The 20,938-nt window shown below is 44.5% G+C and carries 19 protein-coding genes and 1 pseudogene; 10 read left to right on the top strand and 10 right to left on the bottom strand.

The genetic code is table 11. The features are described from left to right. Positions 1-10: 10 nt before the first annotated feature. Positions 11-1,120: a DEAD/DEAH box helicase gene (locus tag ABVF09_RS07745; protein WP_051382155.1), complete on the bottom strand. Its 1,110-nt coding sequence runs from the start codon at positions 1,118-1,120 to the stop codon at positions 11-13. A gap of 222 nt (positions 1,121-1,342) precedes the next feature. Between ABVF09_RS07745 and ABVF09_RS07740 the strand changes: the two genes are divergently transcribed. After that, positions 1,343-1,474, top strand: a complete 132-nt coding sequence (locus ABVF09_RS07740) for a hypothetical protein (RefSeq protein ID WP_268744596.1) — start codon at positions 1,343-1,345, stop codon at positions 1,472-1,474. 252 nt (positions 1,475-1,726) lie between these two features. On the opposite strand, the gene ABVF09_RS07735 is transcribed toward ABVF09_RS07740, so the two are convergent. The 4 genes and pseudogenes from ABVF09_RS07735 to ABVF09_RS07720 form a co-directional block, all read right to left on the bottom strand. Then, complete coding sequence (locus ABVF09_RS07735; RefSeq protein WP_026568704.1) at positions 1,727-2,503, bottom strand: 3D domain-containing protein; 777 nt, start codon at positions 2,501-2,503, stop codon at positions 1,727-1,729. A 480-nt stretch (positions 2,504-2,983) separates the two neighbouring features. Next, positions 2,984-3,568 (bottom strand): annotated as a pseudogene (locus tag ABVF09_RS07730) (hydrolase). 6 nt (positions 3,569-3,574) lie between these two features. Beyond that, positions 3,575-3,988, bottom strand: a complete 414-nt coding sequence (locus ABVF09_RS07725; RefSeq protein WP_371068925.1) for a hypothetical protein — start codon at positions 3,986-3,988, stop codon at positions 3,575-3,577. A 192-nt stretch (positions 3,989-4,180) separates the two neighbouring features. After that, on the bottom strand, positions 4,181-4,738 hold the full coding sequence (locus tag ABVF09_RS07720; RefSeq protein ID WP_026568714.1) for a nitroreductase family protein: 558 nt from the start codon (positions 4,736-4,738) through the stop codon (positions 4,181-4,183). Positions 4,739-5,106: 368 nt separating this feature from the next. On the opposite strand from ABVF09_RS07720, the gene ABVF09_RS07715 reads away from it, so the two are divergent. From ABVF09_RS07715 to ABVF09_RS07690, 6 genes are all read left to right on the top strand, one after another. Next, positions 5,107-6,273 carry a galactokinase gene (locus ABVF09_RS07715; RefSeq protein ID WP_371068924.1) on the top strand — a complete coding sequence of 389 codons (1,167 nt, stop codon included), beginning with the start codon at positions 5,107-5,109 and terminating at the stop codon, positions 6,271-6,273. Positions 6,274-6,301: 28 nt separating this feature from the next. Then, positions 6,302-7,303, top strand: a complete 1,002-nt coding sequence (gene galE / locus ABVF09_RS07710; protein WP_371068923.1) for a UDP-glucose 4-epimerase GalE — start codon at positions 6,302-6,304, stop codon at positions 7,301-7,303. Next, the gene (gene galT / locus ABVF09_RS07705) at positions 7,303-8,796 is read left to right on the top strand and encodes a UDP-glucose--hexose-1-phosphate uridylyltransferase (RefSeq protein WP_371068922.1); all 1,494 of its coding nucleotides are present in this window, start codon (positions 7,303-7,305) and stop codon (positions 8,794-8,796) included. Before galE ends, galT begins: the two co-directional genes overlap by 1 nt. Positions 8,797-8,811: 15 nt before the next feature. Beyond that, a complete protein-coding gene (locus ABVF09_RS07700; RefSeq protein WP_371068921.1) occupies positions 8,812-9,855 on the top strand; it encodes an aldose epimerase family protein in 1,044 nt (347 codons plus the stop codon). Positions 9,856-10,028: 173 nt separating this feature from the next. Further along, positions 10,029-10,571: a sigma-70 family RNA polymerase sigma factor gene (locus tag ABVF09_RS07695; RefSeq protein ID WP_153463734.1), complete on the top strand. Its 543-nt coding sequence runs from the start codon at positions 10,029-10,031 to the stop codon at positions 10,569-10,571. Next, the gene (locus ABVF09_RS07690) at positions 10,549-11,967 is read left to right on the top strand and encodes a DUF4179 domain-containing protein (protein ID WP_153463736.1); all 1,419 of its coding nucleotides are present in this window, start codon (positions 10,549-10,551) and stop codon (positions 11,965-11,967) included. The genes ABVF09_RS07695 and ABVF09_RS07690 overlap by 23 nt, the downstream gene beginning before the upstream one ends. 283 nt (positions 11,968-12,250) lie before the next feature. On the opposite strand, the gene ABVF09_RS07685 is transcribed toward ABVF09_RS07690, so the two are convergent. The 4 genes from ABVF09_RS07685 to ABVF09_RS07670 form a co-directional block, all read right to left on the bottom strand. Beyond that, a complete protein-coding gene (locus tag ABVF09_RS07685; protein ID WP_371068920.1) occupies positions 12,251-13,060 on the bottom strand; it encodes a pentapeptide repeat-containing protein in 810 nt (269 codons plus the stop codon). 38 nt (positions 13,061-13,098) lie between these two features. After that, entirely contained in the window at positions 13,099-14,316 is a 1,218-nt protein-coding gene (locus ABVF09_RS07680; RefSeq protein ID WP_371068919.1) for an ROK family transcriptional regulator, read from the bottom strand. Between the two features lie 278 nt (positions 14,317-14,594). Then, positions 14,595-15,578 (bottom strand): aldo/keto reductase, encoded by a 984-nt coding sequence (locus tag ABVF09_RS07675; RefSeq protein WP_026568720.1) that lies wholly within the window; start codon positions 15,576-15,578, stop codon positions 14,595-14,597. Positions 15,579-16,246: 668 nt separating this feature from the next. Next, entirely contained in the window at positions 16,247-17,101 is an 855-nt protein-coding gene (locus tag ABVF09_RS07670; RefSeq protein WP_371068918.1) for an HAD family hydrolase, read from the bottom strand. 257 nt (positions 17,102-17,358) lie between these two features. Between ABVF09_RS07670 and ABVF09_RS07665 the strand changes: the two genes are divergently transcribed. From ABVF09_RS07665 to ABVF09_RS07655, 3 genes are all read left to right on the top strand, one after another. Next, the gene (locus tag ABVF09_RS07665) at positions 17,359-17,529 is read left to right on the top strand and encodes a hypothetical protein (RefSeq protein WP_153463752.1); all 171 of its coding nucleotides are present in this window, start codon (positions 17,359-17,361) and stop codon (positions 17,527-17,529) included. Positions 17,530-17,703: 174 nt separating this feature from the next. Continuing rightward, positions 17,704-18,450 (top strand): SDR family NAD(P)-dependent oxidoreductase, encoded by a 747-nt coding sequence (locus ABVF09_RS07660; RefSeq protein WP_371068917.1) that lies wholly within the window; start codon positions 17,704-17,706, stop codon positions 18,448-18,450. A gap of 345 nt (positions 18,451-18,795) precedes the next feature. Beyond that, a complete protein-coding gene (locus ABVF09_RS07655) occupies positions 18,796-19,719 on the top strand; it encodes a glycine betaine ABC transporter substrate-binding protein (protein WP_026568725.1) in 924 nt (307 codons plus the stop codon). Between the two features lie 229 nt (positions 19,720-19,948). On the opposite strand, the gene ABVF09_RS07650 is transcribed toward ABVF09_RS07655, so the two are convergent. After that, a complete protein-coding gene (locus tag ABVF09_RS07650) occupies positions 19,949-20,920 on the bottom strand; it encodes a ring-cleaving dioxygenase (protein WP_371068916.1) in 972 nt (323 codons plus the stop codon). Positions 20,921-20,938: the final 18 nt, after the last annotated feature.

The raw sequence follows: 20,938 nt of genomic DNA, 5'->3' as shown, positions 1-20,938 counted from the left end.
CTTTTTGCCTTTATATTTCCTTGCGTTTAATTTTTCCTTTCAACTCCCGCTCGATTGCCTGCAAATATTTCCGGTCTTTGGGCGCAACAAAGGTGATTGCCAAGCCTTCACTTCCTGCTCGGCCGGTCCGGCCGATGCGGTGGATATAGCTTTCGGTATCTTCCGGGATATCATAGTTAATCACATGGGTGACTCCTTCTACATCCAGTCCTCTCGCAGCAACATCCGTCGCTACTAAAAACTGTGTCTTCATTTCCCGGAACCGTTTCATCGCCTTCTCCCGTTTCGCCTGGGAAAGATCGCCGTGCAGTTCATCCGACAAATAACCATGGCTTTGCAAGGCGGCGTTGAGCTTGGCCGCCCTCCGTTTTGTGCGGCAAAAAATCACAGCCAGGAAGGGGCGGAACTGGTCCAGTACTGTACGCAGTTTATCCTGTTTTTCCCTATCCGTCGTTTCGATTACCATTTGCTTAATGCCTTCCAGGGTCGTATCGCTTCCCTTTACCTTGACGTTCCGGGGATTGGTCATATAATTTTTTGCCAGTGTTCTCACTTCTTCAGGCATCGTAGCGGAAAATAGCATTGTCTGCCGCTGTTCCGGCAGTTGTCCGATAATTTCTTTTATCTCGGGCATAAATCCGAATTGCAGCATCTGGTCCGCTTCATCCAAAACAAGCATGGAAACGCCGGAAAGGGTGATGGTACCGCGCCTGGTGTGGTCCAGCAGCCTGCCTGGAGTCGCCACCACAATATTCACCTGTTTTTTCAACTTGTTCAACTGACTTTGAATATCCTGTCCGCCATAAACAGCCAACGTATGTATTCCAGAAAAATGTTCCGCCACTTTATTCAGCTCACTCGTTATTTGCAGAGCCAGTTCCCTGGTCGGTGTTACAATCAATGCTTGGGGAGAATCGGCTTCCGGCTGTAAGTGTTCCAGTATCGGCAGTATAAAAGCCAATGTCTTGCCGGTTCCTGTCTGTGCCTGAGCAATCACATCCCACCCTTCATGCAGTAACGGAATCGCCTGTTCCTGTATGGGGGTCGGTTCATAAATACCATGGTCTTTTAAAATATCTGTCAGCTTGGCTGAAACGCCAAGCGAAGAAAATGTCGTCAACCTCTTCACCTCTTCAATCGGTTTCACTTGAAAGTGTTCCCTGCAGCGCAATCGATTAACCGCAGGGCAATCATTAATCCTATTTTAACCTCTCGGTGCTAAGATATAAACTTTCTTACAATATTGTAAGAATTTTATCGAAGATTGTTAGAATTTACTATGGAAAAGGGATAGGTCTTTGATTTACAATAAAAGTAAGAATTCAACAGGGGGAGAATGATAGTGAAGAAACTGTTAATCATCTTGTTTCTTATGTTGATTATTAGCTTCGGAGTAGTAGGTTATGTCCAAACGGTAAGTCCGGACGGGAAAGTAGAAATGGAAGCCGACAAAGGAACCCAACTACTCAATTAAAAGCTATTTTATAAAATAGAGAGATTTGCTTACAGCCGTGATATTTAATATGGCAAAAGCTTTTACGATAAAGAAAAGTGCAAGCGCCTGTTGGTTGCATTCGCCACATGCTGTGGCAACGTCAGCATGGCTCATACCGTGAGGGTCTCCGACAAGCTCTTAATCAAAGTCTCGGGGATAGGAGCTGGATCTTTGCTTAAAGAAAAGGCAGAAGCGCTGCAACGCTTCTGCCTTTTCTTTTACAGGGGGAATTTAATCAAGAATCGTGACTTCTACGGTTCTTCTGCCCCAGTCATATGCTTCTGATTTAGTTGGTACATGAAGGTCCACGCGGTTTCCTTGGATAGCTCCGCCGGTATCAGCCGCAATCGCTTCGCCGTATCCTTCTACATAAACTCTGGAACCTAACGGAATCACTTTCGGATCAACTGCAATAACTTTCGCGTTTGGATTTTCATTTAAGTTGACTCCAGTCGCGGTGATTCCCGAGCATCCGGCACAATCGGAAGTATAGGCAGTAGATTCAACGGTTACCACTTTGCCATCTGCTTCTTTTTCAGAGTCGGGTGCCGGTTTCGATGCAACCTGTTCTGCGGCTTTATCCGCATCGGTTTCTTTTGCTGTTTCTTTGTCTACTGTTTCGTTTTCTACTTGCGGAATAACGTCAAGATTATTGGATTCTTCCACCAACAATTCTTGTGCCGGCAGAATCACAGAAGTTGATAGATTGTTCCAATCTTTCAACTCTGAAACACTCACGTCGTATTCGTCCGCGATGCCGAATAACGTGTCGCCTTCTTTTACCGTGTAAGTTTCTGCTTTATCTATTTCTAAATCTTGTCCTGGATGGATAATATCTGTGTCCAACCCGTTGAGATCTCTTAACGTCTCAACAGATACTTGATAGTCATTGGCGATTCCCCAAAGCGTATCGCCTGACTCCACTTGATAGTCTTCGGCGGATGCAGATGTTGCAGCAGTCCCTGCAATAATAAGCCCTGTAGTTAGAGATACTACGAATTTCTTCATCTGTGTTTCCCTCCTCAAAATTTCTGACAAGCCTTATAGTAACACACACAAAATGGTGTTGTGGTTACAGCCTATTTAAGAGTAAATTACAAAAGTAACCCTTTATCATAGACTTGTCATATTTGTAATTGTGGGGCAATAATCCTGGTTTTTATACATGAAAATGTAAAAAAAAACAGGTTTAATAGTGAGAAGGGACCTTTTTGCTAGATAAATTCTATGTTAATAGCATAGAAAAATAGGAAAACAACCCTTGATTTTCCTAAAAAAATTAAATTCTGATATCTCTGATAGGTTCTCATGAAAAATTCAGTGCTTTTCTACGCGATAATCATCCACTGAGAGAGGAAATATCTTGCAACTTTACAATTTCTTTATGGCAAATTCATATTCTCTTAGTATGGGTTGGTTAAGATAATAGAGAATACCCCTTTGTGATGGAAGATACCAGCTACCTCCCGCAGCTGGGCTTCCATTTTTTTATTCGATTTTCTGTGTATTGGCGGTGATAAACTGCTCAGTGCTTCTGATTTTGCCAATTTTGGGGAAAATAAAACGACAGCTGGATTGATGTTCTTCCTCTGTAAAAGAGCTCATGGCATCTGTCACAAAAATTTGATTATACCCATACTGGAAGGCCTCCCTTGCGGTGCTTTCCACTCCAATATTCGTGGCGATTCCACACAATACAATCGTATCTATTCCTCTGCGCCGAAGCTGTAGGTCAAGATCAGTACCGAAAAAAGCCCCCCATTGCCGTTTGGTCACGACGTAATCCTTGGCATTAACGCCAAGTTCCGGAATGAATTCTGCCCAGTCCCCGGGGCGGTCAACAGCTTGGGAAGACTGATCAGTAATCGGCTGTAAGGCATCTTTCCCATCCAAAAAATCAACCTTTACAAAGGAAATCAATCCGTCATTTTCCCTGAAGCACTTAACCAACTCTGATGCATTCTCGACAACTTTGGCACTTTAGGCACTATTTGGCGCAAGTTGCACAATGCCTTTCTGTAAATCGATAATTACCAGCGCCGTTTTTTTGAAATCAACAGTCGCCATTTCCATCGCCTCCTAAATCATTTCTCCTAATAGTGTACTCTTCTTTTTTAAAATACCAAATAGAAAACGCCCAATGCTTAACAAAAGAGGTGAAAAACTTTGCAACCGTCCTTGCCCCTTCTGCCCCCTCTTCATCGACTCCATCAAGGGCTCTTTCACACTCTTGTGTACACCTATATTTTGTGTAATAGAAGAGGCTGGAACAAAAGTATGGCACCAAAGCAAAATCCGAGCGAATTCAAACAGCTGATTGAATTCGCTCGGTATTTTTGTGAAGTTATACTGCCTTTTATCCAGTTGTTTGATGCGTGCTTCTAATTGCTCCCGAAAAAACCACGCATCCCGCGGAAAGCGAAGTACCCTGCCGGAGTAAGGAGTACAGGCTAAAACCGCCACATCCTGTGGCAACGCCTGCATGACCCACATCGTGTGGGCCTCCGACAAGCTTAAGAACAACCTCGATGTGGCGCTTTTTGCCACACAGAGGATGGGCTTAAGACCTCGAGGGGGTAGGCGCTGGAGCTAGACATCTCTGAAATTTATACTTTCTTATCTTTCAAAAAAACCGAACGAATTGTCCGGTTTTGGTTCGCTATGCTTTTTCCCCAGGCTCTCCATTCAATCTAATTCTGTTATCAGTTGTTGAACGTCCGCTCTCGGTCTTGGTTTTGGAACTTTTGCCGGATAACCGATTTGCAGCATTCCTGCCACTCTTTCTCCAGGCTGTACACCGACAGCCTCCCGGAACGCGTCCTCCATGGTAATGGCACCTGTCTTCCAGATCATGCCGATTCCCTTTTCCCAAGCCAGTAGACTGAAGTTTTGGATCACACAGCTAGTGGCGGCATAATCTTCTTCACGGAACTTCGGATTATGGTTTTCTTTAATCGTGACAATCAACAAGGCAGGTACATTGGCAATCTTTTGATAAGCTTTTTCTCCATTTGCTTTGCGCTCTTCTGGATCGGCGCCTTTTTCGCCCAGCTTGCGATTGATTTCGGCTACCTTTTTAAGCGACTCGCCATGGACAAAGGTGAAACGCCATGGCTGGGTCATTTTATGGTTGGGTACCCAAACCGCCGATTCCAACATTTGTTTCAATTCATCCAATGGTACCGGACGGTCCTCATAAAGCTGAATGGAACGTCGGTCTTTCATTAATTCAGAAAGATTCATGATTTTCTCCCCTTTGCTTTATTATATAATTATATGAAGTTCGACCATTTATCAATAGTGATAATCATTATCACTTACTGTCAAATTTATCTTATCAGATTTACGGTATGTGTCAATTCTCCTTTCAAACTCCTCCTGATTGCCAGACACGATCCTTTTCTGCAAACAAAAAAATCACTTTCCATATTATATGCCCTTTCCTATTAATCTAGGTCGTGAATTTTCCGCAATGCGCGGAGGGTAGTAACCGTCCTTGAAACATACCTTAAAAAGAACTTGAAAAAGAATTGAAAGCATAGTAAGCTGAAAACAAGATAATTAATTAATTTAATTAAGTTGTTTTATTTTTCAGGAGAGAGGAGTATTAGATGGATACAAAACAACTCATTCATACGTTTCAGAAGATTTTTCAGTCTACAAAACAGCCCCATACGTTCTTTGCACCCGGACGAATCAACTTAATCGGGGAACACACGGATTATAACGGCGGCCACGTCTTCCCCGCATCCATTTCATTCGGCACTTATGCGGCCGCTGCCAAACGTGATGATCAGACCATCAGGCTTTATTCGGTCAACTTCCCTGAAACCGGTATCATTGAATGTGAAATGAATCAGCTGGACTATCAGGAAAAAGATCAATGGGCCAATTATCCAAAAGGCATGATAAACTATTTAATGAAGGATGGGCTCACCATTTCCTCGGGAGCAGATATTTTATTTTGGGGAGACATTCCCAATGGCGCAGGTTTATCATCGTCTGCCTCGATCGAAATGGTGACCGGCGTTTTGGCCGAGTCACTCTATGAATTACCTATTGACCGCATCCGCATGATCCAGCAAGGCCAAAAAGTAGAAAACGAGTATATCGGTGTCAATAGCGGGATAATGGATCAGTTTGCCATCGGAATGGGCAAAAAAAATCATGCTATATTGCTCGATTGTCAATCACTGGATTATTCCTATGCCCCTGTTCAGCTAAAGGAGTATATCGTGATGATCATCAACACCAACAAGCGAAGAGAATTGGCAGGATCGAAATATAATGAACGACGGATGGAATGTGAGCGGGCACTTGCCGATTTACAGAAAGTAATCGGCATTAGTAGTTTGGGAGATTTAACAGAGGAGCAATTTGAAGCAAACAAACACGCCATTCAACATGGACTCGATCGCAAACGCGCCAAGCATGCCGTTTATGAAAACCGCCGGACGTTAAAGGCGCTGCAAAGCTTGAAGGATAATGACCTCAAGCAATTCGGAGAACTAATGAACCAGTCGCACATTTCGTTGCAGCAGGATTACGAGGTTACAGGCAAGGAACTCGATACGATTGTCGAAGCAGCCTGGAAACAGCCTGGTGTTCTGGGGGCAAGAATGACAGGAGCCGGTTTCGGCGGCTGCGCCATCGCCATCGTCCCGGAAAAAGATGTGAATAGCTTCCGAGAAAATGTCAACCAATTATACCGGCAACAAGTTGGATACGATGCCTCTTTTTACCCCGCGACAATAAGCGACGGAGCTAAACCATTATAAAAGAAAATCCTCAAAAGGAGTGGGAAAAATGAGTATTTTGGTATTAGGCGGAGCTGGATATATCGGTTCACATGCAGTCTATCAATTAATCGATCAGAAACACCACGTGGTGGTAATAGATAATGCGGAAACTGGACACAGCCAAGCCGTACATCCTGATGCAACCTTTTACCAGGGTGACATCCGGGAGAAAGAGTTTTTAGAGAATGTATTCAACAAGGAAGATATTGAAGCAGTCTTGCATTTTTCTGCTAATTCGCTTGTCGGCGAATCGATGCAGGAGCCGCTGAAATATTTCAGCAACAATGTGCACGGTACCCAGGTACTGCTGGAAACCATGAAGGCACACAACGTCGACAAGATTGTTTTCTCTTCCACAGCAGCCACTTACGGAGAGCCGGAAGCTGTTCCGATTACCGAAGACATGCGGACAAATCCGGAAAGCGCCTACGGGGAAACAAAACTGGCAATGGAAAAAATGATGAAATGGTGTGCCCTTGCCTATGGTCTCAAATACGTATCCCTCCGTTACTTCAATGTAGCCGGAGCGAGAAGGACAGGAGAGATCGGCGAGGATCACCAGCCAGAGACGCACTTGATTCCAATTGTATTGCAGACCGCACTGGAGCAGCGTGAGGCCATCACTATTTTCGGAGAAGACTACGACACTGAAGATGGCACGTGCATCCGGGATTACATTCACGTGGAAGACTTGATTGATGCTCACCTGCTTGCGCTGTCTTACTTGGAAAATGGCGGAGAAAGCGAGATTTTCAACCTTGGAAGCAATCAAGGTTTTTCGGTAAAACAAATCATTGATACCGCCCGGAAAGTGACCGGCAAACCGATACCGGCTGTGCCCGGTGAGCGTCGACCCGGCGATCCAAGCGTCCTGATTGCATCGGCGGAAAAGGCCAAGCGCATTTTGGGCTGGCAGCCTTCACGCACCTCGATCGAAACGATCATCGAGGATGCATGGAACTGGCATCGCAACCATCCTCACGGCTATGATGGAGGAGTCGGGGCATAATGTCTGTCTTTCAAACGATTGCCAGTTTAATAGATAAAGCCATTTCCACCGGATTGATTGAGCGGCAAGATGCTGTTTATGTACGCAACCAGCTGCTGGGGCTGTTGAAAATGAACGATTATCAAGATGAAGGCCCAGCTGATACGCAGCAGACTTCCATTCCCGACTTCGTCGAGGAGCTTGTCGGTTACGCGGTTGAAAATCAAATCATCGAGGATGTGCTGGATGAAAAGGAAATATTTTCGGCCAATGTGATGAATATCTTCCTGCCGAAACCCTCTGCCGTCCAGCAGACATTTGAAGCCAAATATCGGGAAAGAGCAGAGCAGGCGACAGATTACTTTTATGCTTTAAGCAAAGACAGCAATTATATCCAAATGAAGCGTATCAGTAAAAACATCCACTTTAAAGCAGACACTGCTTACGGGAAAATGGATATTACCATCAACCTGTCCAAACCGGAAAAAGATCCAGAGCAAATCAGACGGGAAAAAGAAGAAAAACAAGCGATTGGTTACCCGCAATGTGTGTTATGCAGGGAAAACGAAGGGTATGTCGGCAGGATCGGCCATCCGGCCCGGTCCAACCACCGGATCGTGAAAATATCTTTGGAGGACGAAAACTGGTACCTGCAATATTCCCCTTATGTTTACTACAACGAACACAGCATTGTACTAGCGGAAGAGCACCGGGAAATGAAAATCGACAGGCAAACCTTCTTGCGCCTGACCGCATTTGTAGAAAAGTTTCCGCATTATTTTCTCGGTTCCAATGCAGATTTGCCGATTGTAGGGGGGTCGATTCTCAGCCATGATCATTACCAAGGCGGCCGTTATCAGTTTGCCATGGAAGCTGCTGGTAAAACGGCAACATTTTCGTTAAAGGATTTCCCGGCTGTGCAAGCCGGAATAGTCGACTGGCCGCTTTCTGTTATACGTCTTTCTTCTCCTGACCGTATGGAGCTGGTGGAAGCTGCAACCCATATCTTGCAAACATGGCGCAATTACGAGGACGAGCATGTGGCAATCATAGCTTATAGCGGTGGTACGCCACATAACACGGTTACACCGATAGTCCGGATGCGGGACGGCCGCTTGGAAATGGACATTGTCCTGCGCAACAACCGTACATCCGAACAGCACCCCTTGGGGATATTCCATCCCCACGCCGATGTGCATCATATTAAACGGGAAAACATCGGGCTGATCGAAGTGATGGGATTAGCGGTACTGCCAGCCAGACTCAAATCCGAACTGGAGGAAGTCAAACGCTTTTTACTCGAAGAAACGGAAGCGGTTCCTAACCATCACCGCAACTGGGCAGAACAAATCAAACGGAATAATCAGATCCACAAAGAGAACGTGGGAGCAATTTTACAAGATGAAGTAGGAAGAAAATTCACCAAAGTATTGGAAGATGCAGGTGTCTTCAAACGGGATGAACAAGGCAGCCAGGCATTTCAGCGATTTATCATGGCATTGAATCAAGACTAGCAAGGAGTGTATCGAATGCAAATCAAACAGGAACAAATTGCTCTTTCCACCGGACAAAACTGGAAACGGTTCACTTTCTCCAATGACCGTGGCATGGAGTTGAGCTGCCTCGATTTCGGCGGCATTATCACGGAGATACTGGTGCCCGACAAGAACGGCCGCAAAGAAAATATCGTGGTTGGATATAAAAACTACGAAGATTATCTCGACAATCCAAATTTCTTTGGGGCTCTGATCGGCCGCGTAGCCGGAAGAATCGAAGGGTCCTCCTTTTCCCTTAACGGAAAAACCTACCGACTACCGTCAAATGAAGGGGAAAACCATCTACATGGCGGACCGGATGCTTTCCATAAAACGATATGGCAGACAGAAACCTTTGAAAAAGAAAATATGGTGGGCGTTGTCTTTACCCATCAAAGTGGGGATGGAGAAAACGGATATCCCGGCAATCTGGAAATGAAAATCACATACACCCTGGACAACACCAATCAGTTTTCCATCACCTACCAGGGTTCGGCAGACAAGGATACCGTGTTGACCACGACCAACCATTCCTACTTTAACTTAAGCGGTGATTTACAATCTGATATCCGGAATCACGAAGTTACCCTCGACAGCAGTCAGTTCGTCGAGCTCGATGAAGCGTTGATTCCAACCGGCAACAAACTGGATGTCAGAGGAACGGTGTTTGATTTCCGCCAGGGTAGAAAAATAGAGGATGGAATCCAATCCGATAACCAGCAGAATATCTATGCCGGGCACGGCTACGATCATTACTTTATTTTTGATAAGAAAAAGGAGTCTCAAGTCACTGCCGCCGATCAACATAGCGGAAGGAAAATGACGATTAAAACCGACCAGCCTGGAATGGTCATGTACACTTCCAATGGCTTGGGGGAAGGGTTACAGCTGAAGGAGCGGGAATCTGCGCAATACCTGGGTATTTGCTTTGAGACACAGGCTTCTCCTGCCTCGCTGCACCATAAAGGATTTCCTTCCTGCTTCCTGCCTGCCGGAGAAGACTATTATTCCCGGACAATGTTTCAATTTTTTTCTTAGAGAGAAATACAACAATTCCATATCTGCTTATTGACAAAGGGTGCTAATATGAGTTGGCACCCTTTCTTTATGGTTGGGGACTCCCTTTATATCGATTTGTTCTTTTAAATAATAACTTTTTTGAAACTTTTCTATTCACTAATTGCTCTAACAGGTGAAAGGAGGGCAAAAACTTGAAACACTCATCCCTAGTCAAAAAAGCAATAAAAGGAGACGAAGCTGCCTTTGAAACACTTGTAAAAAATGAAAGTGAGAAATTGTATAAAACAGCATTTCTTTACGTTAAAAATAAGGAAGACGCTCTCGATGTGCTTCAGGAAACAATCTATAAAGCTTTTGTCTCCATAAACCAAGTTAAAAAACCCGAATACTTTTACACATGGCTTACGAAAATTCTTATTCACACAGCTTATGAGTTATTAAGAAAACGGAAAAAGGTTGTTTATGATGAAAACCTTATTCACCATTTGCCTGAAACAGAAGGAAATCAGGATGTAGAAACGAAGATGGATTTGCTGAACGCTATTTCTTATTTAAGTGAACAATATCAGACAGTCATCATCTTATTTTATTACCATGACTTACCCATTCATCAAATCGCTGAAACCATGGAAAAGCCGGAAAACACCGTAAAAACCTATTTGCGCAGAGCAAAAAAGGAATTAAAACATTATTTGGAGGGAGTGCATCACTATGGACAAAGAGCGTTATCATAAACAAATCAGCGAAATCGATGTTCCCGAAAGCGAGATTTTCCATGCGATAGACAAAGGAATAACCAGAGGGCGAAGAGAAAAAAGGGCACGTAGAAAATCCAGGATCAAGCTTTCCGGCACGATTGCAGCAGGTGCAGCCACCTTTTTCCTGGCAGCCGGATTCGTATTCGCTCCCGTTTCCTATGCCTTGTCAACGGTTCCCTTGTTGGGCAGTGTCTATGAAAAAGCTGGCTTACAAATTGGTCATGAGTTAATGGAAAGTGATTTAGTGACCCAGCTAAACAAAAAGGCGACGAGTAACGGGGTCGATATAACCATAACAAGCGCTTATTATGACGGGAATATCATCGGAGTCACGTTCCAAGCAAAAGGGGAGAAAATCTCTCTGGAAAACATGGGGGGCGATCGCGGACCAGAAGCCGGATATGCCTTTCACCTTTTTGATGGAAAAGAACAAAATCAATGGTCTTCAACGATGAAAGAATTGACAGAAACCGAAGATGGTTATATCGCTTCAATGGAGTTTTATAACGCAGAAGCTGATTTACCCGCTAGCTATTCGTTGCCCTTAACCTTTACTTCGATTACCGGTGTAAAGGGAAAATGGAATTTCGATATTCCTGTTGAGCAAATTCCTCCAGAGACCATTTATTCAAATGCTGAGAGCAAACTGGAAGGTAAAGGTTACTCTCTTACAATGGAATCGGTCGTCAAAGGGGAAGCAACCACAACATTAAATTACAAGACCACTTTTCCATTAGTGGGGGAGAAAGATGAAATCAGAATCCATGTAGTCGATAATAAAGGTAATCGATTATCAAAATACCATCCAAATCTTTTGACAACCGAGTCAGATGGGTCTTCTGTTACAAAAGAATACCAAGAATTATTTAGCAGCAAAATCAGTGAGGATGCAAACTCTTTAACAATTCAACCTGAGATAATAAAAAATGATACGATGCAGATTGGAGCGATGGATCAACAAGCACCTTTCACAGTGGAAAGCAACAGGTTTGACTATGCTGTTAAGGTAACCAACATGGAACAAAACGGAGAACAAATAATAGTGGATTATACGATACAACATACCGATACAAGTAAAATCAGAAAAGATATCATTCAAAACTTTGCTGATTTTATCCAACTAATTAAATCAGACAATGTTCAAAGGAATGAAAAAGGAGAACTGGACAGACAAAAGATGCTTGAACACGAGATTCGGAGTGATCAGGCAACTTTACTCGATGAAAACAGTTTGCACTTTCAATCCATTTATACCATAGATAATCCGGCTGATTTCGATTTTAAGAACTACTCCCTCCTTGTTCCGTTCGCTACCTTAAGCGCAAATGAAAAACCGATTAAAATGGAACCTATAAAAGTGGACTTGAAATAAGTGACAACGGAAAAGGAGGCGGAAAGAACCCGGCTCCTTTTTCTTAGTATAAATTATAAATTTAATTGACTGTGGATAATTAATGGCTGAAACAGCCACGTCCAGCTCCAGTGCCTACCCCCCTCGAGGTCTTAAGCCCATTCTCTGTGTAGCAAAAAGCGCCACGCCGAGAGTGTTCTTAAGCTTGTCGGAGGCCCACACGATGTGGGTCATGCAGGCGTTGCCCCAGGACGTGGCGGCTTTAGCCTGTACTCCTTTAAACAGGCGCTTGCGCTTTTGTCCTTTACTTCCAATGTTCCGGTATCTTTAGTGCAGGTGGAAGGATAGTAGCATCATCGCCATTTGCTGCGTTTACCTGCGCCTGGGTAAGAAAAATACTATCCGTGAAATCAGCTCCGCTTACATCTGCATCTCGTAAATCCGCTCCAATAAAATCGACAGCACGTAAGTCTGCCTTATACAAATCTGCAGCTATCAGCCACTTACCTCTGAGATCAGCACCCTTCAAATCCGTTCCGCGTAAATCAGCGCCTATAAGGTCATCCTTTTCCGTTAGCTGAAGATCTTTTCCGCTACGTATCCTTTTGCGCACCAATTCACTCGTTTTGACCAGCAACTTATTTACTTTTTTTCTATGAATTGAAACCTTCACTTGTAAGAGTTCAGCCGGAGGTAATTCAGTAAGCCGTATCGTCTCTTCCAAGACCTTTTTCAGTTCACCTGACAGTGACCCCGCTTCCGCGAGATGAACCGCTTCATGCAAATAACGAATGATTTCTTGCAGCTGTTGCATAACCGAAAAAACGCTGAACATTTCTTCTTTCAACTCGGAATGGTCCCGCCAGCTTCTGCCCCTATATGTAAGCTGGGAGACCTTCTGCCCGGCCCCGAAGCATTCATATACAGTACAGCCACGGTATCCTTCTTTTCGTAGCATTTCATGAATACGGCAGCGATAATCGTCTTGGAGGTAGGAACAAGGCGTTCCTCCTGCTTTGTTGGCAGCAAAGTCCGAGGACTTTGCATAAGGCAAGGCAACACAACAAAGTCCAAAGCAACGGGAGCAATCAGCTTGCAATTCATATTTCATCATCTAACTTTCTCTCCCATCATCCATAGTTTCCCCTTTCTTCAACCGGAAATACGGGGCAACGGATCAAACAACTCGGTCAGTACCAGGGCCACCGCCCCTAAAACCGTCGCATTTCCCCTTAACGGCGAAATGGTGATCTCTGTCTGTTTCGCTTCAGCTGTCAATGCCCTTGCTTTAATGGTCTCCTTAATAGGCTTTAAAATTATGTCCCCTGCGTTGGAAACGCCCCCGCCGATGACGATTTTACTCGGGTTGATGACATGGATCAGATTGGTGAGACCAATGCCGATATAGGTTCCGGTTTCCTCCAGTATTGCCTTGGAGTCCTTATCTCCCTGGACTGCCGCCTGATAAACAAGTTCGCCGGATACCTGGTTCTCCTTATCGTCCATCAAGGAAGCTAAGCCGGACATTCTTCCTTCGTCCAGCAGTCTTCTAGCACGTTTTTCGATAGCAGGCCCTGAAGCAACTGTTTGCAGACAACCATTGTTGCCGCATGTACATTTTTCACCGTGAAGATCGAGCGTCATATGACCTATTTCTCCCGCCAAGTCATATTCGCCATGATAGAGCTTTCCATCAATCATCAATCCGGCACCGATACCGCTGCCGATATTCAATGCCAGCATGCTTTTTACTCCTTCACTATCCCCGAACCATGCCTCTCCCAGCGCCATCGCCCGTGCATCGTTTTCAACCTTCACTTCATAGTCGAAGGTCTTTTCTAGCTCCTCTTTTATCGCCACATCGCGCAAATCGAGATTCGGTGCAAATTCGGACACTCCATCTTCCACTTTCACTACGCCATGCATAGCGACTCCTATCCCGACAATTTTGCCAACCAAGCCTTTCCGGGCCAATAGAAGGCTTTTTACACCGGTGATCAGGACCTCAATAAATTGATGACTGGTTATCGTACTGTCTATTGGAGTAATCTTTTCTTCTTTCAAGTCGCCCGACAAATCCGCCAGAACAAATTTAACGGTTCGAGGTCCTGCATCGATTCCGATGATATAGAATTCTGTACGGTTGATGACCAGCATCGTCGGTTTGCGGCCACCCTGCGAGGTTCCCTGGGCACTCTCCCGGACGATCCCCTGCTCGATCAGCTCTTTGACAATACTGCTGACCGTAGGCGGCGTCAATTTAGTATCTTTGGCTATCTGGGCCCGCGATATGGGCCCGCTCGTCCTTATTTTATTCAGGATGATGGATTTGTTCAATGTCTTCATCCACTGAAAGCTTCCACGCTGCATCGCTTTTCCCACCTGTTGTTATTTTTGTACCTAGATTATACCACAGCTTAATTAAGTTAATTTATTATTTAAAAATCCTCTCACAGAAAAAAGAAAGTCAAAAAGCGGCCGGGGGAAAGCGAAGTACCTTGCCGGAGTGAAGCGTTGCTCTTTTTATAAATTTTATAAACCAAAAACCCAACGAACTAGAATCGTCAGGTTTTTGGTTTGTTCACGATACATTTGTCCCAACCTCTTTATCTGCCAACTGTTCTTTTACGATGTTTCGGATGGATTCTTTAGTAAGCGCCGCGAATGTGGTCATGGACATCGTGTTGGTAGAACTTTTGCAATTTATCCATTTCCTCGGCGCTGAAGCTTGGCACCTCTAATGACTTCAAGTTATCTTCCACCTGCTTGACTGTTTTGAAGCCCGGAATTGCACAGGTGATTTCCTCATGGTCCAAAATCCAGCGAAGCGCCGCTTTCGACATGCTGTCCCTGTCGTTGGCGATCCATTTAAGCTGTTCACTTAATTGGACACCCTTGTTGAATTCGAGACCTGCGAACGTTTCTCCCACATTGAATGCTTCCCCGTTTTGATTGAAATTGCGGTGATCATCTGCCTGGAAGCTGTGGTTCTCGCTAAACTTCCCTGTCAACAGACCACTTGCAAGAGGCACGCGTGCCAGGACCCCAACTCCTTTTCGGTAAGCCTGTGGAACCAATTCTTCCAAAGGCTTTTGCCGGAAAATATTGAAAATAATTTGCAAGGCCGAAACATCCGTGTTTTCCAAACAATACAATCCTTCTTCCACGGTTTCAACGCTGACTCCATAATGGCGGATTTTCCCTTCGGCTTTCAATTTATCCAGCACCTCGAAGACCCTGCCGTCTTTCAGAATGGCGAGTGGCGGGCAATGAATCTGGTACAAATCAATTGTATCCCTGTTCAACCGTTTCAAGCTGTTCTCACAGTACTCCCTTACTTGCCGTTCCGAGTACGTTTCAGGATCTTCGATATCGCCGGCCCGGCAAAATTTTGTCGCAATATGGATGTCATCTTCTTTTCCTTTTGTCGCCTTGGCCAGCAGCTCCTCACTGTGTCCATCGCCATAAACATCTGCTGTATCGAAAAAATTAACTCCGGCTTCCATGGCATGCTGGAGGGCCTTCAATGATTCTTCATCATTGGTATTTCCCCAGGAACCGCCGATTGCCCAAGTACCAAAGCTCAATTCGCTTACCTTTAGATCCGTATTGCCTAATTGACGGTAATTCATCTGACCTGCTCCCTCCAAAAGTCCTTAAAATTTTGAAATACAAATCAATTATGGCATGCCCGCATAACCACTACAAATGTAACGCTTTCATGAGAAGCGAAGCGCCTTGCCCCCAAGAATAGATAATTCCATCCAAGGACTAGATTGTTTAATTAATAGATAATAGTCTCAAAATCTTTCCCATCAACAAATGAACCGAAATATCCACCTGCAAATTCAACTTATTGTTCATCCTTCCCCCACTTATAGGGAGTCTTCGACCATTCATGAAACAGAATAAACAAATACATGATAAAACACACCATTATGTTATCCAGCCATTCAATCTCTTTATTGAAAATCAATTGCCAAACTGTTGATACAACAAAGTATGTTGAAGGAAAGCTCATGCTTTTCTTAAGCACTCTGTCACCTCATTTCATGCAATTCCCTTTCAAGTATTCAACGAATCTTCCAATCAAGCACATGTTGATCCTTGAAATATTTTAACAAACATTCAGATATCGACGAAAAAAGCAAGGCAGGGATGAAAGCAGGACCACCAAAGCAGAAACCGAGCGAATTCTAAATACTAATCAATTTCGTTCGGTTTTTATTTTGATCACGATGCTTTTGTCCCCGCTCGTTTTTCGAATGGTGAAGGGAAAGATTAGCCTGGTCCCTATTGCTCACTCTGCGAACTTTTCAGATAAAAACTTGTATAACCCGTCTTCTTTGTGGCTGTATGTCGTAATTTCGTCTACTTGCTGCTTTACTATATCCGCCGCGTTCTTCATCGCTACCGCATACCCGGCTATTTTCATCAATGGCAAATCATTCTCACTGTCGCCGATCATCATGATTTCGTCATTGGTCAAAGAATAATGCTCCAACAAATATTGAACACCTGTCGCTTTTGAAACGTTTTTCTCCATCACTTCTACATTGTGGTCAGAGGAAGCGAAAGCACTAAAGTCATGCTTTTGCTTTAGCTCGTCCAAAGTCTGTTTCCAGATAGTCATCCGCTTCTTGTCTCTGCTGAAGAAATAAATCTTGGCAGCATCGGCCACCGGCAGATTGTCTGTCCATTCAATGTCTTCCTTGATTGCCGCTTTTCGGGATAGCCATTCATCCTCTTTCACTGAAGCCGGCATCGGCTCTGCAATCTCTGCAGTAAAATAACCTTTATCCTTCATCAAAGCAGATCCGCTTCCCTCTATCGGATGCACTTCGTAATACATTTTTTCCTCCCGGGCCTTCGACACTAATTCCTTGACCAAATTGTCATCCAAGGAATGTTTTACGATTTGCTTTCCGTTTATGTAGACCACCATACCATTGGCACAAACAATTCCATCCACCTCCAAATCAGCGGGAAGGGGGTCCTTCACTTCCTTTAGAGTCCTGCCGGTGGCAATGAATACCAGTCTGCGATTTCGCCGGATTGTTTTGATGATATCTGCCAATGTGTCGCTCACTTGGTTTGTTTGATTGAGCATGGTTCCATCCATATCTAGAATTACCGCTTTCGCCTGAAATGTCATCTGTTTACCTCCGTTGTATAACTTAGTCCTTTTCCAGAATACCGTTTTTTGTTACATTAGCAAGTCAAATGGTGTAAAGTCCTAATCAAGAAGGGAATGATAGCCGAAATTTACACACTTATTTGTTTATGATTCACTATTAATAAGGATAAGGAAAGGTTGATTGAATGAAAAGGTACTCTTGGATAAGTTTCGTTTCCTTAGCTTTTGGCTTATTGGCATGTGTTTTCATTTATACATACAGAAGTCCAAAAATAATGCAATATGGCATCCTGATAAATGCTTCCATCGGGATCATATTTTCGTTCACCGCCTTTTTTAGTAAATCCGAGAAAAAAATCATTGCCATTTTCGCATTACTGCTCTGCCTGACTGCTATATTATTCTTTATAACCGTCATTACTGTCGCAGGTATGGGACAAACTTGAACGGAGGTAGTACTTTTTTATATCATGGAATGAATGAACATTGAGCCGTGAAAGAGCTGAACATACATACAGACTACAAATCCCTTTTTGAACCGGAGTTTATTTGCAGAAGGATATGCTGGCTTGTATTTTCACATAGGCGTTTCAAATGAATGAACTTATAGGAGTGAGTAAATGCCAGATTTAACAGATTACGTCGTTCTCATAACAGGGGCCAATCGGGGCCAGGGAAAAGCCATCGCCCATCACCTTGCCGAACTGGGAGCCAAGGTGGGGATTGGTGCCCGCAACTATGCAGAGGCAGAAAAAGTCGCTGATTCAATCGGAGAGGACCGTGCAATTCCAGTTCCATTAGATGTTACACAAGAGTCTGATTGGAAAGCGGCAGTCGATAAGGTAGTCAATAAATTCAACAGGATTGACGTGTTAGTAAATAATGCAGGCGTCCTGAAAAGGAAACCTTTTACAGAAACAACATTGGAGGATTACCAACAGCTGATTCATGTTAATCAACTTGGCGTGTTCATGGGAATGCAGGCAGTCATCCCACAGATGGAAAAACAGCAAAGCGGTTCAATTGTAAACAATGTATCGATATCTGCTTTTGCTCCGATTAGTAAATCTTCTGCATATGCCGCCACGAAAGCATCGGTGGTGGCAATGTCCAAGGCTGCCGCCATCGAACTGGGACCAAAGGGGATTCGGGTGAATATGATTCATCCCGGTGGAATTGAAACAGATATGGTCAAGCAAGGCGCGGATGTTCCTGCTTATTACGACTCGGTTCCTCTCGGACGAATTGGAAAGCCGGTTGAGATCGCCCAAGCGGTGGCGTTTCTCGCCTCTAGCGAAAGCTCTTACTGCACGGGTACAGAAATGGTGGTCGATGGGGGAATGACGCTAGGAACTGCGGATGATTGAATAAACCAGGGTTTCAAGACACACACAAATGCTTCGCCAGCGTTCGAATGCCCTTCCATACCGGAATGGCATCGATTTGCAGTCATTAATTCACTTTCAGTGTAAAATCAAATTAGAAATAATGGTGGAAACTGGAGAAAATGAAAGGATATGAATAGTAGACCGCTTTCAGGTTTTGTAAAGTTTAAACTGTACAAACAATTCAAATAAAATCATTAAATTTGGCGTTTGAGCATGCTCCCCCAAAAAAGATATAGTATGTACAGACGTTAAATGAGGAATAGTAATGCTACATAAAAAACGAAACAGGTAGCATTAGGCAAAATTAAAGGAGTGTTTGACAGTATGTTTCATTTTAAGTGGAAAAAAATAGGAGCTATCACCGGTCTATCCTTGGCTCTTATCGCCGCTGGATGCGGACAACAGGAAGATAATAGCGGCGGCGGAGACGATCAATCGGATAGTTCTGCAAATATCAGTGAAGAGGTAGACCATACCATCACTGGAATTGAGCCAGGTGCCGGCATTGCACAAGCAACGGATAACGCTGTAGAGGAGTATGAAAACCTCGCTGGCTGGGAACACGAAAAATCCTCCACAGCTGCCATGTTGACAGCATTAGGAGATGCAATAGACAAGGAAGAACCAATCGTCGTTACTGGATGGTCTCCTCACTATATGTTTGCCAAATGGGACCTGAAGTACCTAGAGGATCCTAACGGTGTTTATGGCGATGTAGAAAAGATCATCACTATAGCAAGACAAGGATTAAAAGAAGATATGCCTGAAGCTTACACGATTTTGGACAACTTCCACTGGGAGCCGGAGGACATGGAATCGGTTATGCTTGATGCCCAGGAAATGGAATTTGAAGAAGCTGCCCAAAAGTGGGTAGATGACAACCAAGACGTGGTGGATGAATGGACGGAAGGAGTCGAGCCTGTCGATGGAAAGTCGATCGAATTGGTTCTTACCCCTTGGGATACCGAGCGCTCTTCAGCCAATGTGGCGAAAATTGTATTAGAACAACAAGGATATGATGTTACCCTTACACCGGTCGATCCGTCTGTTGTCTTTGAGGCAATCGCTGCAGGTGATGCAGATGCTTCCCTTGCCCCATGGATGCCGGCAACGCATGGCGCTTTCTATGAAAAGCATGAAGGTGAATTTGAAGATTTAGGAGAAAACTTGACAGGTGCCAAAATTGGCCTCGTTGTTCCATCGTATATGGACATCGATTCAATTGAAGACCTTGAACCTGCAGAGTAAAATGGAACAAATGCTTCCCTTTCGTTAGGGAAGCATTTTTTCTCGATAAAACTCGGTATTACTAGAAGGATGTATTGCCCGATTTTCAATTACGAACCATACGCCGCTTTTTCTGGCGGAAGATTTACAGGTGTTTAAATTCTTCATTAGTTTCTGCAAAGTTAACCGACATAAAAAAAGTGAACGTTCGTTTCCATAAAGACAGCAGGAGGTAGCCCCCTGCTGTCTTTTAGCCATTCTGCTTCGTATCCAATGGTTCCAGTCTTGCTTCGATCTCTGCCCGCCTGTCTTCCAAAAACGGGGGCAATGCGACCGTTTCACCAAGATGCTCAATATCCTCATCTGTGGCAAAACCAGGACCGTCGGTAGCCAATTCGAACAAAACCCCATTCGGCTCCCGGAAATAGAGCGACTTGAAGTAGTAACGATCAACCAGTCCGGAGTTAGGGAATCTTGCCTGTTTGATTTTTTCTGCCCATTGGGCAAGTTCTTGCTCATCCGCGACGCGAAAAGCTACATGATGGACACTGCCTCGCCCCGGGCGTTCTTTTGGCAGTCCTTCCTGTTCCTCGACGTGGATCTCCGCCCCTGTGCCGCCTTCTCCGGTAGCAAACACTTGAATATCACCGCCCCCTTGTGAGGTATAACTGCCCACCTTACGGAATCCAAGGATGTTTGTCAGCACTTGAACGGTACGTTCTGCCTGCGGAACTGTCAGCTTGGAAGGTCCAAGGCCGGTAATGCCCTGCTCCTGCGGTACCGGACTCTGCTCCCAGGGAGTTCCCCCGGCCACACCTTGATTGGTCTCATCCGATACCAACGCAAGCCGCTGATCTTCCGAATCACGAAAATATATTACTTTTCTTCCGAATTGCTCGATAATCCCCTCATGTTCAACCTCGTATTCGTTGAAGCGGTCTTCCCAATAAGCTAAAGCCTCGTCATCTTTCACTCGCAAAGAAGTAAGCGAAATACTGTTATTCCCGGGATACGTATGACCTGCCCGCGGAATTTCAAAAAAAGTAAGGTCCGTGCCCGGATTGCCAGCTTCATCAGCATAGAACAGATGGTACATGCTGGTGTCATCCTGGTTGACCGACTTTTTGACCAGCCTCATTCCCAAAACCTTTGTATAAAAGTCATAATTGTTTTTCGCATTTGCGGTTATCGCCGAAACATGATGGAGTCCTTTCAGTTCCATATGCATCCCTCTTCTACT

The sequence above is a fragment of the Sediminibacillus sp. JSM 1682029 genome (assembly GCF_041366435.1).
GTDB classification, from domain to species: domain Bacteria; phylum Bacillota; class Bacilli; order Bacillales; family Amphibacillaceae; genus Sediminibacillus; species Sediminibacillus terrae.
Note: the sequence above shows the minus strand (reverse complement) of the source record. Positions and strands in the feature narration are given on the sequence as shown.